Source organism: Pasteurella sp. WM03, assembly GCF_004570945.1.
GTDB lineage: Bacteria > Pseudomonadota > Gammaproteobacteria > Enterobacterales > Pasteurellaceae > Rodentibacter.
This window is the reverse complement of sequence record NZ_SPPO01000002.1, coordinates 304,854-318,888: the sequence shown is the minus strand read 5'-3', so window position 1 is coordinate 318,888 and position 14,035 is coordinate 304,854. Positions and strand designations below refer to the sequence as shown.

The 14,035-nt window shown below is 38.0% G+C and carries 16 protein-coding genes; 4 read left to right on the top strand and 12 right to left on the bottom strand.

Features of this window, described 5'->3' with window-relative positions; genetic code table 11:
* Positions 1 to 15: 15 nt before the first annotated feature.
* From E4T92_RS11155 to E4T92_RS03640, 5 genes are all read right to left on the bottom strand, one after another.
* A complete protein-coding gene (locus tag E4T92_RS11155) occupies positions 16 to 384 on the bottom strand; it encodes a hypothetical protein (RefSeq protein WP_209307344.1) in 369 nt (122 codons plus the stop codon).
* Between the two features lie 33 nt (positions 385 to 417).
* Positions 418 to 1,428, bottom strand: coding sequence for a hypothetical protein (locus E4T92_RS03655; RefSeq protein ID WP_209307343.1), 1,011 nt, complete (start codon positions 1,426 to 1,428; stop codon positions 418 to 420).
* 183 nt (positions 1,429 to 1,611) lie between these two features.
* A complete protein-coding gene (locus tag E4T92_RS03650; protein ID WP_135093480.1) occupies positions 1,612 to 2,136 on the bottom strand; it encodes a GNAT family N-acetyltransferase in 525 nt (174 codons plus the stop codon).
* The gene (locus E4T92_RS03645; protein WP_135093479.1) at positions 2,121 to 2,579 is read right to left on the bottom strand and encodes a GNAT family N-acetyltransferase; all 459 of its coding nucleotides are present in this window, start codon (positions 2,577 to 2,579) and stop codon (positions 2,121 to 2,123) included. The genes E4T92_RS03650 and E4T92_RS03645 overlap by 16 nt, the downstream gene beginning before the upstream one ends.
* A gap of 4 nt (positions 2,580 to 2,583) precedes the next feature.
* Positions 2,584 to 3,018 carry a MarR family transcriptional regulator gene (locus tag E4T92_RS03640; RefSeq protein WP_135093478.1) on the bottom strand — a complete coding sequence of 145 codons (435 nt, stop codon included), beginning with the start codon at positions 3,016 to 3,018 and terminating at the stop codon, positions 2,584 to 2,586.
* A gap of 189 nt (positions 3,019 to 3,207) precedes the next feature.
* Here E4T92_RS03640 and rpsO point away from each other — a divergent pair, with 189 nt between their 5' ends.
* Positions 3,208 to 3,477: a 30S ribosomal protein S15 gene (rpsO, locus tag E4T92_RS03635; protein ID WP_005628925.1), complete on the top strand. Its 270-nt coding sequence runs from the start codon at positions 3,208 to 3,210 to the stop codon at positions 3,475 to 3,477.
* Positions 3,478 to 3,579: 102 nt separating this feature from the next.
* Here the strand turns inward: rpsO and E4T92_RS03630 are convergent, their stop codons facing one another.
* The gene (locus E4T92_RS03630; protein ID WP_077541108.1) at positions 3,580 to 3,798 is read right to left on the bottom strand and encodes a YdcH family protein; all 219 of its coding nucleotides are present in this window, start codon (positions 3,796 to 3,798) and stop codon (positions 3,580 to 3,582) included.
* A 196-nt stretch (positions 3,799 to 3,994) separates the two neighbouring features.
* On the opposite strand from E4T92_RS03630, the gene serS reads away from it, so the two are divergent.
* Complete coding sequence (gene serS, locus E4T92_RS03625) at positions 3,995 to 5,284, top strand: serine--tRNA ligase (protein ID WP_077541106.1); 1,290 nt, start codon at positions 3,995 to 3,997, stop codon at positions 5,282 to 5,284.
* Positions 5,285 to 5,360: 76 nt separating this feature from the next.
* On the opposite strand, the gene tpx is transcribed toward serS, so the two are convergent.
* The 3 genes from tpx to serC all read right to left on the bottom strand — a co-directional run bounded on the left by tpx (position 5,361) and on the right by serC (position 8,147).
* Positions 5,361 to 5,858, bottom strand: a complete 498-nt coding sequence (tpx, locus tag E4T92_RS03620) for a thiol peroxidase (protein ID WP_135093477.1) — start codon at positions 5,856 to 5,858, stop codon at positions 5,361 to 5,363.
* Between the two features lie 9 nt (positions 5,859 to 5,867).
* On the bottom strand, positions 5,868 to 6,977 hold the full coding sequence (gene hisC, locus E4T92_RS03615; protein WP_135093476.1) for a histidinol-phosphate transaminase: 1,110 nt from the start codon (positions 6,975 to 6,977) through the stop codon (positions 5,868 to 5,870).
* Positions 6,978 to 7,061: 84 nt separating this feature from the next.
* Positions 7,062 to 8,147: a 3-phosphoserine/phosphohydroxythreonine transaminase gene (serC, locus tag E4T92_RS03610; RefSeq protein ID WP_135093475.1), complete on the bottom strand. Its 1,086-nt coding sequence runs from the start codon at positions 8,145 to 8,147 to the stop codon at positions 7,062 to 7,064.
* Positions 8,148 to 8,336: 189 nt separating this feature from the next.
* Between serC and E4T92_RS03605 the strand changes: the two genes are divergently transcribed.
* The gene (locus tag E4T92_RS03605; protein ID WP_077541098.1) at positions 8,337 to 8,678 is read left to right on the top strand and encodes a DUF496 family protein; all 342 of its coding nucleotides are present in this window, start codon (positions 8,337 to 8,339) and stop codon (positions 8,676 to 8,678) included.
* A 64-nt stretch (positions 8,679 to 8,742) separates the two neighbouring features.
* On the opposite strand, the gene folK is transcribed toward E4T92_RS03605, so the two are convergent.
* The 3 genes from folK to dksA all read right to left on the bottom strand — a co-directional run bounded on the left by folK (position 8,743) and on the right by dksA (position 11,349).
* Positions 8,743 to 9,219 carry a 2-amino-4-hydroxy-6-hydroxymethyldihydropteridine diphosphokinase gene (folK, locus tag E4T92_RS03600; protein ID WP_135093474.1) on the bottom strand — a complete coding sequence of 159 codons (477 nt, stop codon included), beginning with the start codon at positions 9,217 to 9,219 and terminating at the stop codon, positions 8,743 to 8,745.
* A 19-nt stretch (positions 9,220 to 9,238) separates the two neighbouring features.
* Complete coding sequence (gene pcnB, locus E4T92_RS03595; RefSeq protein ID WP_135093473.1) at positions 9,239 to 10,711, bottom strand: polynucleotide adenylyltransferase PcnB; 1,473 nt, start codon at positions 10,709 to 10,711, stop codon at positions 9,239 to 9,241.
* Between the two features lie 200 nt (positions 10,712 to 10,911).
* Positions 10,912 to 11,349: an RNA polymerase-binding protein DksA gene (gene dksA, locus E4T92_RS03590; RefSeq protein WP_059365396.1), complete on the bottom strand. Its 438-nt coding sequence runs from the start codon at positions 11,347 to 11,349 to the stop codon at positions 10,912 to 10,914.
* Between the two features lie 259 nt (positions 11,350 to 11,608).
* On the opposite strand from dksA, the gene E4T92_RS03585 reads away from it, so the two are divergent.
* Positions 11,609 to 13,996 carry a DNA internalization-related competence protein ComEC/Rec2 gene (locus E4T92_RS03585; protein ID WP_167753991.1) on the top strand — a complete coding sequence of 796 codons (2,388 nt, stop codon included), beginning with the start codon at positions 11,609 to 11,611 and terminating at the stop codon, positions 13,994 to 13,996.
* The last annotated feature ends 39 nt before the right edge of the window (positions 13,997 to 14,035 follow it).

Here is a 14,035-nt window from a genome sequence, read left to right as displayed (position 1 = left end):
CCAACCTTTTATTAATTATGAATGAAATTTCTCAATTTCTTTTTCGCTACTTTTTACAAAAAAATAAATCATCCCTGCAATCATAAAAGTGAAACCTAATGAAACAATCCAATAACCGGGACCGAAAGCGGTGGGATTGACTGTCATATAAACGAGTGAGCCAACAGTGCATAAAATCACACTAATACGTAATCCCCATTGAATCATTTGATTTTGTTTTTCTTGCAAGAAGTGTTGCATAAATAGCATCATTGTCATGATAGCCGGGAATAGAATTAAGCTCACATCTAAGTGTAACATTCTGAAGGCAAAACCAAAATCCGCTAAAGGGACATCATTTGATGAGCTGTATAAGTTAGCTTGATATTCTTGTAAAAAGCCCATTCCCGCAACAGTGATAATAATACAAGTCCAAGTTCATAATAGACCGCCTAACGTATATTTAGCTGTTTGAGTTAAAGTTTCATGATTTATTCTTTTGCCAAATAATATTGCAAGAATCATAAATAATCCTCCGAAGAGAAATAATGTTCCAATCACAAAATCAACAAGATCAATACCTGCTACGCTTTGTCCACGTGCGGCATAGAATCCTTTTTCTGTAAATATATGTGGAATTTGCCAATTTACACCGGCAAAACCGGCTACAGCTAAAATAATCGTCATTAAAATTAATCCAATGGTTGCCATATATTCACCACTGATTTTAAGTGTTTTGGCTATACCTGTTAGATTTTTACTATATTTCCAACTTATGATTGAGAGAATTAATCCAATAATGGCAATTACAATCATATCTGAGTGTGCACGTAATAAATTATCATTCCATTCTGTTAATGAGTAGCCAATGTGGTTAGCATAAGCACTAAATATTCCCAAAATATCGCCAAAATCTAAAATTACGCCCATAAGATCGCCAAGTAGTGCTGCAATAATTGCAGATCCTGAGGAGGTGGTGACGAGATAGTAAGTTGATGAATGTTTTAATGTTTTATTTTGGGTATTTAAAAGTCCGATAAATAAGGCTATTAAGATAGCATCTAACGAAAAAAATGAGAGAGTTTGGTACCATAACCATAATTTAGTTTCTTCCATAGAGCGGTTAATCGCGCCACCTGTAATACCAAAGAAAATTGTAGAAACAGTGCAGTAAAAAATAATTTTTTTATAAACATTTTTTAAATCAAAAATTTGACTAATACTTAAACACGTTAATCCGGCTAAACCAACAGTAAGTCCGTGGAAATACATGATTCGTGAATAATCTACAGGGGTTTTTCGATCCACAAAAATAGAAAAAGGATTAGAGATAAAAATACTGCCAATTGCATAAACGAGCAAAGCAATAAGTAATAGTTTGATAATGTGTTGCCAGGAATAGCCTGCAATACCAAGTTCTGTAGAATTTGATTCTTTGGATTGGTTCATAGGAGCCTTGAATAAAATTTTTGTTTGATTGAATTAAGGGAGCTAATAGTATAAATAAGAAAATAATCCTATATCGTACTTTATTATAATTTTAGTACTATATAGGATTAAATCAATAGGGGAATGTAAAAAAATGTAAAATAGTATTTTGAGAAAAGAAAACAGTGGGATACCCCACTTTTATTATTTTAAGATTTTTTTCATCATAATATCCGTTTGAGCATCATTTCCCATCATAAAGGTGTGCTTGTCAAATTCTACAAAGCCATTTTTTCGATAGAAATTTTGAGCTTTATGATTATGTTCCCATACGCCAAGCCAGATATAGTCTGCTTGGTATTTTTGAGCAATATCTAAAGCTTGTTGAAATAGGGCTTGTCCCACGCCTTTGCTATGATATTGATTCAATACATAAATACGCTGAATTTCAACCGCACTTAGTGATTGTTTTTCTGTTTGTGCGACGCCTAAATTCACTTTTAGGTAGCCGAGCATTTCACCTTCGGATTCTGCCACATAAAATAGCATTTCTTTGTTTTTTAATTCACTTTCGAGTTGTGTGAGACTAAAACTTTCTTGCAGATAGTTTTGCATATCCTCATCACTACAAGTGCCGACAAAGGTTTCAAAGAACGTTTGTTTACTTAAAGTTTGTAGGGCATTAACATCGTTTAAAGTGAGTTTTTTGATATTTAATTGATTTTCCATTCGTAGTTTACCCATTCGTTATTTTGTTGTGCACCAAGCTTTTTGTAAAAATGTTTTCCGCTTTCGTTCCAAGAAGCAACTGTCCATTTTATTTGCTGACAACCGTGATTTTGAGCTTCAGCTTTTAAGGCTTGCATTAATTTTTCACCAATTTTTTGTCCTCGGTAATGTTCATCAATATAGAGTTCTTTGAGGTAAATAGCAGGGCGATTCTGAGCGGTATAAGGCAGAAAATAATAAACGGCAATGCCTACAATATTTTCTTTATCAGTGGCGACCAGACAATAAAAATCCGGTGGGTTTTTATTAAAACCACATTCTTCGACAATTTTAGGGGTAATGGCAAAGTTATCAATATAGTGTTCAAAAATAGCGAGTTCTTTCATTAAATGCCATATTTTTTCGCAATCTTGTCGTTTAGCTTTTCTAATGAGAATGTTCATTTTCCTATCCTCGTTTTTGGTTAAGTTGTTGTGAAAAGATATCAAGTAATCGTTCCACTTCGGTTAAAAGTGCGGTCAATTTTTCAGAAGAATATTGTTGTTCTGTCTGCCATTCAATTTGAGTTATTTCTGCAATGATTGGCTCAATAAACATTTTGCCTTGTTCAGTTAATCCAATCTGCTTACTACGTTTATCTTTTTCATCTGTGATAAATTGTAAGTAGCCTTTGTTATCAAGTTGTTTACAGATTGATGTGACAGTTTGTTTTGGTAAACTCCACCGTTCCCCTATGGCAGTAGGCGATGATGTTCCATTGCGTCCAATATGATAGAGAAAATGGAGTTCGTTCAAGGTGATTCCTTTCTGTTTAGCCCAATTTGCATAGAGAGAGGATAGCTTTGCGGAAAGATCTGAAAGTTTATCGAATTGTGTTAGCATAATTAGTCCTATTTCGGTGTTTTTTGCTATTTTAGTACGAAATAAGATTAAATCAAGCCTAGGATTTTGGATATGATAGGAATGACTTGCTTTTGTTCTATACAATAGATAGAATGCTCATTCCTTGTCATCGCTGAGTTAGAGATCGGCGAATGATGTATCAACAACACTACCTTTTAGGAGTAAAAAATGTCTCTAAGTACTGAAAAAAAAGCGGCAATCGTTGCTGAATTTGGTCGCGATGCGAAAGATACCGGTTCTTCTGAAGTTCAAATCGCATTATTAACTGCACAAATCAACCACTTGCAAGCACACTTTGCTGAGCATAAAAAAGACCACCATGGTCGTCGTGGTTTATTACGTATGGTTTCTCGTCGTCGTAAACTTTTAGACTACTTAAAACGTACGGATCTTGCTTTATACCAAAGCACCATCGCGCGTTTAGGTTTACGTCGCTAATTTTTATTCCAATATTAAACAATTTAGCCCTCAATTTTGAGGGCTTTTTTGTGTGTAGTAATATGCTTAGAAAAGTTCGAGCGATTTGGTTGAACCTACTTTTTATTCCTCCGCTTTCTTTTTCAAATAAGTATAAAGCTCATCTTTAATCCGTAATTTTTCTTTCTTCAAGATCTCAATTTCCGTATGAGTTGCGAGCGTAATATTTTCCTCTTTATTTTTAATATCATGATCTAATTCATTATGTTTTTTAAATAAACGATCAAAATAAGCATCATGATTCTTAAGTTTGGTGATTAATTCTCTAAATTCGGGAAACATAGGTAAGCTCCTGTGAATGGTTAAAAACTGTTTCTACTTTAACCTATTTATAAAAAATTAATAGAACCGAATCACAAAAATTTGAACCGGATCACAAAATAAAATCCTTATTCTCCATTGGGTTTTAACTGGTTTATTTAGTGAATCCACGCTAGAATAAGGGCGTTTTATTTCAATGAAAAACTAAGGAAATGCAATGATCGATCCAAATTTACTCCGCAACAATTTGGCGGAAGTCGCAGAAAAACTAAAAATTAAACGTCACTTCATTCTTGATACCGAAAAACTTGTGGCGTTGGAAGAACAGCGTAAAACACTTCAAGTTAAAACAGAAACCTTGCAGGCGGAACGTAATACTCGCTCGAAGGCTATCGGGGCGGCAAAAGCCCGTGGTGAGGATATTGCCCCATTACTTGCTGAAGTCGATAATATGGGCAACCAATTAAATGAAGCGAAAACTCAATTAGATGAAGTTTTGGCGGAAATCAATCAAATTGCATTAACCATTCCAAATTTACCAGCAGATGATGTGCCGCTTGGTAAAGACGATTCGGAAAACCTCGAAATTTTACGTTGGGGAACGCCAAGAGTTTTTGATTTTGAAATTAAGGATCATGTTACTTTAGGTGAGCAAATTGACGGGTTGGATTTTGCCGCCGGAGCAAAATTGGCGGGGGCGCGTTTTGCTGTGATGAAAGGTCAAATTGCTAAAATGCATCGTGCTTTAGCCCAATTTATGTTGGATCTTCATTCTGAGCAACATGGTTATTTAGAAACCTATGTGCCTTATTTGGTGAATCATGCAACCCTTTACGGTACAGGGCAATTACCAAAATTTGGTGAGGATTTATTTCACACCAATGCTTTAGAAGGGGAGCAGCCTTACGCCTTAATTCCAACGGCGGAAGTACCAGTAACGAATTTAGTCCGTGATGTGATTCTTGATGACGCCGAATTACCGATCAAAATGACTGCACATACGCCGTGTTTCCGTTCAGAGGCAGGATCTTACGGGCGTGATACGAGAGGATTAATCCGTATGCACCAGTTTGATAAAGTGGAAATGGTGCAAATTGTTGATCCGGATAAATCAATGGAAGCCCTTGAAGAATTAACCGGCCATGCGGAAAAAGTATTGCAATTGCTCAATCTTCCTTATCGTAAAGTATTACTTTGTACCGGTGATATGGGCTTTGGTTCTTGTAAAACCTATGATTTGGAAGTGTGGGTGCCAGCACAGGATACTTATCGTGAAATTTCATCTTGTTCTAATATGTGGGATTTCCAAGCCCGCCGCATGCAAGCCCGTTGTAAAGCGAAAGGGGATAAGAAAACCCGTTTAGTGCATACGTTAAATGGCTCGGGGTTAGCGGTAGGGCGTACGTTAGTTGCCGTACTTGAAAACTATCAAAATGCCGACGGCTCAGTTACCGTACCGGAAGTTTTGCGTCCGTATATGGGCGGGTTAGAGGTTATCGGCAAATAATACCAATATTCGGCGAGTAAAAAGTGCGGTCAATTTTAACCGCACTTTTTGTTTTCTACATACTACAACCGATTTTTTATAATACAGCTACTGCTGCATCATAATTCGGTTCACTTTTAATTTCAGACACCAATTCGCTGTGTAACACATTGTTGTTTTCATCTAACACGATCACAGAGCGGGCAGTTAAACCGGCAATCGGGCCGGTTGAAATAGCTACACCTAAGTTCTCATGAACATCTTTATGGCGGAAAGTGGAAAGCGTTTGCACATTTTCAATGCCTTCAGCACCACAAAAACGGGCTTGAGCAAAAGGGAGATCCGCTGAAATACATAATACAACGGTATTTTCCAAATTTGCCGCACGTTGGTTGAATACACGTACCGATGTCGCACAAATGCCGGTATCAATACTTGGGAAAATATTTAATACTTTACGTTTTCCTGCAAAACTTTCTAAGGTGACATCTGCCAGATCTTTATTGGTTAAGATAAGGTTATCAACTTTTTCACCTTTTTGTGGAAAATTACCTTCGATTTCAATGGGATTTCCCATCATTGTTACTACTGTCATAAAAAGCTCCTAGTTAGCTTGAGTTAAATTGAGCACGTTAATTAGTGCGGTAAAAAATTTGTCGTTTTCGTGCGGTAATCCAATACTAATGCGTAAATGATTTGGCATTCCGTAGCCGGTAATGGGGCGGACAATCAAGCCTTCTCGCAATAACGCCTCATAAATTGGCATAGCAGGCTTTTTAAAGTCGATTGTAATGAAATTGCCTTTTGAAGGAATATAATCCAAGCCGTATTGTTGGCAGAAATGTTCATAACGAGCCATTTCAGCACGGTTATTTGCTGCCACTTTTTCAATGAAAGCGTCGTCATTCATCACGGCAATCGCTGAGGCAAGCGCTAAACTATTGCAGTTAAACGGCTGACGGACACGGTTTAATAAATCGGCAATTTCAGGATTAGACACCGCATAGCCAATCCGTAAGCCGGCTAATCCATAGGCTTTCGAGAGTGAACGGGAAATTATGAGATTAGGGTATTTTTTCAATAAACCGAAAGAATCGATCCGTTCTTCGGGCAGGGTAAATTCCGTATAGGCTTCGTCTAATATGACCAGTACGTTTTCCGGTACTTTTTCTAAAAACGCATCAATTTCCTGTTCTGTGAGAAAATTCCCCGTCGGATTGTTCGGATTCGCAATAAAAATTAATTTGGTTTTATTGGAAAGTGCGGTCAAAAATCCCGCTAAATTGTGTCCCCAATCCTTTGCCGGAATTTCTTTTGCCGTGGCATTAATCGCCTTTGTCACAAGGGGGTAAACGATAAAAGCATATTGTGAATAAATGATTTCGTCCTCTTCACCGGCAAAAGTATGGGCGAAGAGTTCAAGTAAATCATTTGAACCGTTGCCTAAGGTAATTTGATTCGGCTGAACACCAAATTTTTTGGCGATGGTTTGCTTTAGCTCAAAGCCATTTGCATCAGGGTAACGGGTGAGCTGATCCAATTGGTTGATAATGGCTTGTTTTGCACTCTCGGGAAAACCGAATGGGTTTTCATTAGAGGCAAGTTTAACGATATTAGAAATACCGAGTTCACGTTCAAGTTCTTCAATCGGTTTACCCGCCTGATAAGGAGAAAGAGATTTTACGCCTTGATTGGCGATATTAATATATTGCATAGTTTTACATTTATTAAGATAGAAGGGCGTTTTATCACGCCCACAACATTGAGCGTTGAATTTACTATTATGCCTTTGTTACGCTTAGGAGAGATTCTCCGCTTCAAATTTTTTCATAAATTCAATTAACGCTTCCACACCTTCTAAAGGCATTGCATTATAAATGGAGGCACGCATACCACCCAGAACTTTATGACCTTTTAACGCTTGTAAGCCGGCTGCCGTTGATTCTGAGACGAATTTTGCATCTAATTCCGGGTTGCCGGTAACGAAGGTGACATTCATTGTGGAGCGATTTTCTTTTGCCACAACATTTCGATAGAGTTTGCTGGAATCAATATAATCATAAAGGGTTTTCGCCTTTAATTCATTTCGCTTGGCAATCACTTTCAAGCCACCGAGTGCTTTAATATGTTTAAATACTAAAGAGCATAAATACCAAGCAAAAGTTGGTGGGGTATTGATCATTGAATCCGCATCTCGTTGTATTGCATAGTTCCAAATGGAAGGCGTTTCTTTACGCGCATTGCCAATCAAATCTTCACGAACAATCACCAATGTGATCCCTGCTGGGCCGAGATTTTTTTGCGCACCGGCATAAATTACACCGAATTTGCTAATATCAATTTCACGAGAAAGAATATTAGAGGACATATCCGCGACAAGTACGGCATTTCCAACCTTTGGTACGTCAAAAATTTCTACACCGCTAATAGTTTCATTAGGGCAATAATGGACGTAATCATACTGATCGGCAATATCACTGAAATCTAATCGGGTTATACGGGTATTATCGCCATTTTCAACAATCGTAATTTCATCAATTTCTGCAAAATTGCGAGCTTCTTTTGCCGCAGTTGCAGACCAATGTCCGCTATTTAAATAAAGTGCTTTTCCTTTTTGGCCGATAAGGTTCATTGGCAATGCAGCAAATTGACCGCGTGCACCACCTTGTAAAAATAACACACGATAGTTGTTCGGAATGTTATAGATTTCGCGTAGCTCTTTTTCTGCTTCTGCGATGAGTGACATAAAATATTTGCCACGGTGGCTCACTTCCATCACGGACACGCCTTGTCCTAACCAGTTGGTGAGTTCCGTTTGTGCTTTGTGTAATACTTCAGGAAAAATCATAGCCGGACCGGCACTAAAATTGAAGACTTGAGACATTGTGTTTCCTTGTTTTTAGAAAAATAATACGCCACGTTTTATCACTAGAAAATCGGATAATCAATGCTTTTTAGAAAAAACTGAGATTTTTTTGATATAGGCCACAAAATTTAAATTTAAGGTTTTGACGACAGGGGAAAAAAAAGCTAAATTACAGTCAGTTATTTTGTCTAAATAGAGAGAGCAATTATGGAAACAGTGAACAAACAATCCTTTCAAGAAGTGTTGGAATATGTGCGTATGTATCGTTTAAAAAATAAGTTAAAGCGTGATATTGAAGACATTAGCCGTAAAATTCGCGATAACCAAAAACGCGTATTATTACTTGATAATTTGAATCAATATATTCGTGATGATATGGATATTGAAGATGTTCGTGCCATTATTGAGAATATGCGTGATGATTATGAAGCACGTGTTGATGATTATACAATTCGTAGTGCGGAGCTTTCTACTCAACGCCGTGAAATCAGTGGAAAAATGAAAGAGCAAAAGAAATCTCACGAAAATTTGCTAAAGAAATCAAAATAAAGTCATAGAATAAACATCACCAATAAAAACAACCGCACTTTAGCAATTAAAGTGCGGTTACTTTTTAGATTATTTTCATTGAATGATGGATAAAATTTAACGCTAATTCAGTAAGTTTTTTCCCATCAGGAAAAATAAGATCAGGTGCAATTTCTACTAAAGGCACAACCACAAACTCTCGATTGTGCATATCATAATGGGGGATGGTTAAGCGCTCATTTTGAATGATTTCATTGCCGTAGAGCAGAATATCTAAATCCAATGTTCGTTCACCCCAACGACGTAAACGTACCCGCCCTTGTTCATTTTCGATACGTTGTAATTCATCTAACAATGATAATGGGGGAAGTGTGGTTGTAATTTTTGCTACTGCATTGACATAATCCGGCTGATCTTGTGGACCGAGCGGTTTGCTTTGATAAAATGAACTTACCGCAAGAAGTTGGGTTTGCGGTAGGTTTTCAATCCCATTTAATGCACTATTGAGCTGCTCAACGGGGGTGTTTAAATTGCTACCAAGGGCGATATAAGCAGTGATCATCGTTGTTATTCCAATTTTCTTATACTGATTTTGGGTTACGACGTTTACGGGGGCGGAAGTATTTTTTCTTCGGTTTTGGATGTAAACGTTGCTGCTCTTGGACAAGTTGATGACGTTGTTCGCTATTGCTGAATTGATATTCATGCCACCATTTAGCGAGTTCAACGGTCTCACCACCTTCAATTTCAGCACGCATCATTAATAAGTCAAAGGCTGCACGAAATTTGGGATGTTCCAGAAGGCGTACAGGTGTTGAACCGGTGCGTTTGAGCAATTGTAATTGCAAGAACCAAATGTCACGAATCACTGCCGTATGGCGACGTGGTGCCGCTAACGTGTGACAACATAAGTCTAAAATCTCATTACCTGCTAAGGCATAAGCATCGTGATTATTTAATCCTCCCTCATTTTTTAAAATTTCCACTTTTTCACGCAATGGATACCAAAAAAAGGCAGCAAATAAAAAGGCGGGGTTAATGCGTAATTTATCCGCAATACGCTCATCTGTTGAAGTGAGGGCAATAATAATCATCCTTTCGGCAAAACTGTCTTCTTTTTCCGTGAAAAAAGGTGTGAGGCCGGGAAATAGCTGTTCAAACAACCCGTATTGACGTAGTAAACGATAAGTTTTTACACCCTGCCCGGTTTGTAATAATTTTAAACTTTCATCAAATAAACGTGCCGGCGGAATATTTTTTAGTAAATGTGCTAATTCACGAATGGGCTGTTCGCTTGGTTTTTCAAGGAACATATCTAATTTCGCCATAAATCGAATTGAGCGGAGCATCCGCACCGGATCTTCTTGATAACGGGTGATAGGATCGCCAATTAAACGTAATTTACCGGCTTTGAGATCAGCAATACCGTTGAAATCGTCACGTAGCGTATTATCTTGAGGATTATAATAGAGTGCATTTACGGTGAAGTCGCGGCGTTCTGCGTCTTGTTCAACAGAACCATAGACGTTATCACGTAAAAGCATCCCCTCATCATTTTGTTTTGCTTGCTGTTCGCTATGGGCATCATTATGATTGGCACGGAAAGTTGCAACTTCAATAATATCGCGGCCAAACATAATATGCGCTAGGCGAAAACGACGACCGACTAAGCGACATTGGCGTTGAAAAATTTTTTGAATTTGCTCAGGTCGGGCATTGGTAGCGACATCGAAATCTTTTGGGTGTTTACCCAATAAAAGATCCCGAATACATCCGCCGACAATATAGGCTTCAAACCCTTGTCGTTGCAATTTTTCTACGACGGTAAGAGCATTGCGACTAAACATACGAGGATGAATGCCAAAATGCGAAGCTTTAATCACATTTTTATTATATTGATGCTTTTGGCTGTTTTTTTTGTGGCGTAATACGTTTGGTTGCTCAACTCCTCTAGAATGAGCATTTGTTTGGACGGTTTGTTTTTTTGTATTTTGTGATGATTTTTTCTTTTTACCAAACAAATTTTTAATATAAGTAAGAATAATAAACTCCATTTGTTTTGATGATTGGTGATAGGAATACTACAAAGGCATCAGCTTTTAACATATTGAAATAATTTGTTTTTTTATCGCAGATACAGGTGTACGTCCCTAAATTTTGTTGAAATTCCAGTTTGTGTATTTGCTACATAATGTTGTAAACGCAAAAAGTGCGGTCAATTTTAACCGCACTTTTATTTCCTTAACAAAATAAATTAACCGGCGACTTGTTTTTCACGGATTTCCGCAAGGGTTTTACAGTCGATGCACAGATCCGCTGTTGGGCGGGCTTCCAAACGACGAATACCGATTTCTTCGCCACAAGAATCGCAGTAACCGAAATCATCGGTATCCAGTTTTTTCAATGTGGCTTCAATTTTTTTCATTAATTTACGCTCACGATCACGGTTGCGTAACTCCAAACTGAACTCCTCTTCCTGAGTTGCTCGATCAGCCGGGTCTGGGAAGTTTGCCGCTTCATCTTGCATATGCGCAACTGTACGAGAAGCCTCTTCCACGATTTGTTCGTGCCAAGCCGTTAAGATTTTTTTAAAGTGAAGAAGTTGATTTTCATTCATATATTCTTCATCTTTTTTTGGTTGATATGGTTTTACGCCGGCTAGCTCTAATAAACTTAACGTTGCCTTTGACATATCTCACTCCTAATACGAACAGAATTTAAGCGTGAAGTTCACGACTTCCTGTCATAGTTTATAATTCGTTCTCGATGATGTGACTGAGAACCCGATTTTTGAGGGCGATATAAATAGCAAAACTTTTCACGTTTAGCAAATAAAATTTCCCCACTAAAATTGTATTTTGCGATCAATGTCGCAAAATTTATAAGGGGAGATTGCCTATTCGCTTAAAAATACATAGCGTTCACTTATTTTACTGTGCAATTTTCCCCTTATGCCTTTTACTGTGTTTATGTTCGCCACAAGTATGATCGTGGCATCATTGTCATTGCTATTTTTACCCAATTTTATGCTAATCAGTGGAAAGCAAATGTTGTTAGGTAATTTAGTTCTCTCGCTGATAGCAGTTTGTTTTTATTGGGGCAAAAAATTTTCTGTTTCTCGTGTTATCGTGCGTTTAAATATACTGATAGTTGCGTTAGGCTATGCCCATTCTTCCGCCTTAGATTTATTGTCTCAAGTGGAGAAAATTCAGGTAAAAAAGCAGTCGATAGTCTTCACAATTGAGGAAATATTACACCAACAGACATATCAAACGGTGATTGTACGCACGGTATTAAAGGAAGGGGAGAAGGCACAACGTATTTTTTTAAATTGGAAAGCGAAAGAACGTCCTTTTTTAGGTGAACGATGGCAGGGAGAGGTTTCTCTCCGCCCACTGTCTGCACGATTGAATTTTGGGGGATTTGATCGTCAACAATGGTATTTTTCCAAGGGGGTGATTGCCACCGGAACCTTAAAAAGTACGGTTAAAATTGGCGATGATTTCTCATGGCGGGAGAAAAAACTCCAACGGGCACTAAAACAAACGGAAAATTTATCTTCACAAGGTTTATTGATTGCATTAGCCTTTGGAGAGAGAGCGTGGTTAGATAACACCATTTGGCAGGTTTATCGACAAACAAATACCGCACATTTAATAGCAATTTCCGGTTTGCATATTGGATTAGCAATGGGGATAGGATTTCTATTGATGCGTATCGTGCAATTTTTTCTTCCAACAAAATTTATTTTTCCCTCTGTGCCTTTTCTATTCGGTGTTATGTTCGCCTTATTTTATGCCAATCTCGCAGGCGCGAGTATTCCCACTTTTAGAGCAATTTCTGCGTTAATGTTTGTTTTTGGGATTCAAATGTTTCGGCGATATTATTCCGCTTTTCAGTTATTTATCTTGGTGGTGGCTTTCCTTCTACTGAACGATCCGTTAATGTCGCTTTCGATGAGTTTTTGGCTTTCGATAGGTGCGGTATTTTGCCTAATTGTTTGGTATCGCTATGTGCCACTTTCTTTATTTCAATGGCGATATCGACCTTTCCCTCAAAAAGTACGTTGGATTTTGGGGATACTTCATTTACAGGTTGGCTTGCTATTATTGTTTACGCCACTGCAAATATTTTTGTTTAATGGCATCTCATTGAATAGTTTTGTTGCGAATTTAGTTGCCGTTCCCCTGTATAGTTTTTTCCTTGTCCCTTTAATTTTGTTTGCGGCATTAACGAACGGTGCATTTTCTTCTTGGCAACTTGCGAATGGCTTTGCTGAAGGGGTGACACAAACCATTGCTTTTTTTCAGGGCCACTGGTTTAGTATTACCTTTGATTTGTCTTTAATATTAACCGCACTTTTCAGCATTCTTTTTCTTCTTCTAGTTCATTTTATTTATCGTGAAAAACCGCAGCCGCTCCAAATCAGAACGATAAAACGAACAGGATTTTTTACCCTTAACATTAATAAATCATTACCTAAGATTTTGAAAACACAAGTTATTTTGATTTCAACCGGCGTAGCGATTTTGTCTTTATTAGTTGTTACGATCCGACAAGCCCAAAAACCAATGTGGCAACTTGATACACTAGATATCGGGCAGGGGGTGGCCACTTTGATTGTCAAAAATGGTCGGGGAATTTTGTATGATACAGGGGCTGCATGGGTAGGGGGTTCTATGGCGGAATTGGAAATTTTACCTTACTTGGCGCGTGAGGGCATCGTGTTAGATAAGGTAATACTGAGCCATGACGACAATGACCATTCAGGCGGAGCGAAAGCGATATTCAATGCTTTTCCAAATGCGCTATTGATCAGCCCATCAGAAAGAAACTATGGTGAAAACAACCGCACTTCTTGCATTGCCGGTAAAATATGGAAATGGCAAGAAATCCGTTTTCAAGTGCTTTCTCCGAAAAAGAAAGTGAATCGTGCTGATAATTCGGATTCTTGTGTGATTTTGGTGGACGATGGTAACTACAGGGTATTACTTACCGGTGATGCTGACATACAAAATGAACGATTTTTTACCCGCACTTTAGGAAAAATTGATGTACTGCAGGTTGGGCATCATGGCAGTAAAACTTCCACTGGTGAGGTTTTACTTTCACACACTAAGCCTGATCTTGCGATTATTTCAAGCGGGCGTTGGAATCCTTGGAAATTTCCTCATCACTCTGTGGTGGAACGTTTAAAACGGCACCAAATTGCCATAGAAAATACTGCAATTTCGGGACAAATTCGGGTGAGCTTTTATCAAAATGAATGGAAAATTGATCGTGCAAGAATGCCTTTTTCTCCTTGGTATGCGTATGTGATTGGATTATCAACGGAATAAAAGGTACAATGCGGCGAATTTTTTTCGGAAGATAAGTAA

What these genes read in the sequence shown, in the direction of transcription:
- rpsO (WP_005628925.1), top strand. Translation starts at nt 3,208, where the DNA reads ATGTCTCTAAGTACTGAAAAAAAAGCGGCAATCGTTGCTGAATTTGGT.
- E4T92_RS03585 (WP_167753991.1), top strand. Translation starts at nt 11,609, where the DNA reads ATGCCTTTTACTGTGTTTATGTTCGCCACAAGTATGATCGTGGCATCA.
- tpx (WP_135093477.1), bottom strand. Translation starts at nt 5,858, where the DNA reads ATGACAGTAGTAACAATGATGGGAAATCCCATTGAAATCGAAGGTAAT.
- pcnB (WP_135093473.1), bottom strand. Translation starts at nt 10,711, where the DNA reads ATGGAGTTTATTATTCTTACTTATATTAAAAATTTGTTTGGTAAAAAG.
- E4T92_RS03650 (WP_135093480.1), bottom strand. Translation starts at nt 2,136, where the DNA reads ATGGAAAATCAATTAAATATCAAAAAACTCACTTTAAACGATGTTAAT.
- E4T92_RS03655 (WP_209307343.1), bottom strand. Translation starts at nt 1,428, where the DNA reads ATGAACCAATCCAAAGAATCAAATTCTACAGAACTTGGTATTGCAGGC.
- E4T92_RS03630 (WP_077541108.1), bottom strand. Translation starts at nt 3,798, where the DNA reads ATGTTTCCCGAATTTAGAGAATTAATCACCAAACTTAAGAATCATGAT.
- serS (WP_077541106.1), top strand. Translation starts at nt 3,995, where the DNA reads ATGATCGATCCAAATTTACTCCGCAACAATTTGGCGGAAGTCGCAGAA.
- E4T92_RS11155 (WP_209307344.1), bottom strand. Translation starts at nt 384, where the DNA reads ATGGGCTTTTTACAAGAATATCAAGCTAACTTATACAGCTCATCAAAT.
- serC (WP_135093475.1), bottom strand. Translation starts at nt 8,147, where the DNA reads ATGTCTCAAGTCTTCAATTTTAGTGCCGGTCCGGCTATGATTTTTCCT.
- E4T92_RS03645 (WP_135093479.1), bottom strand. Translation starts at nt 2,579, where the DNA reads ATGAACATTCTCATTAGAAAAGCTAAACGACAAGATTGCGAAAAAATA.
- E4T92_RS03640 (WP_135093478.1), bottom strand. Translation starts at nt 3,018, where the DNA reads ATGCTAACACAATTCGATAAACTTTCAGATCTTTCCGCAAAGCTATCC.
- folK (WP_135093474.1), bottom strand. Translation starts at nt 9,219, where the DNA reads ATGATCACTGCTTATATCGCCCTTGGTAGCAATTTAAACACCCCCGTT.
- E4T92_RS03605 (WP_077541098.1), top strand. Translation starts at nt 8,337, where the DNA reads ATGGAAACAGTGAACAAACAATCCTTTCAAGAAGTGTTGGAATATGTG.
- dksA (WP_059365396.1), bottom strand. Translation starts at nt 11,349, where the DNA reads ATGTCAAAGGCAACGTTAAGTTTATTAGAGCTAGCCGGCGTAAAACCA.
- hisC (WP_135093476.1), bottom strand. Translation starts at nt 6,977, where the DNA reads ATGCAATATATTAATATCGCCAATCAAGGCGTAAAATCTCTTTCTCCT.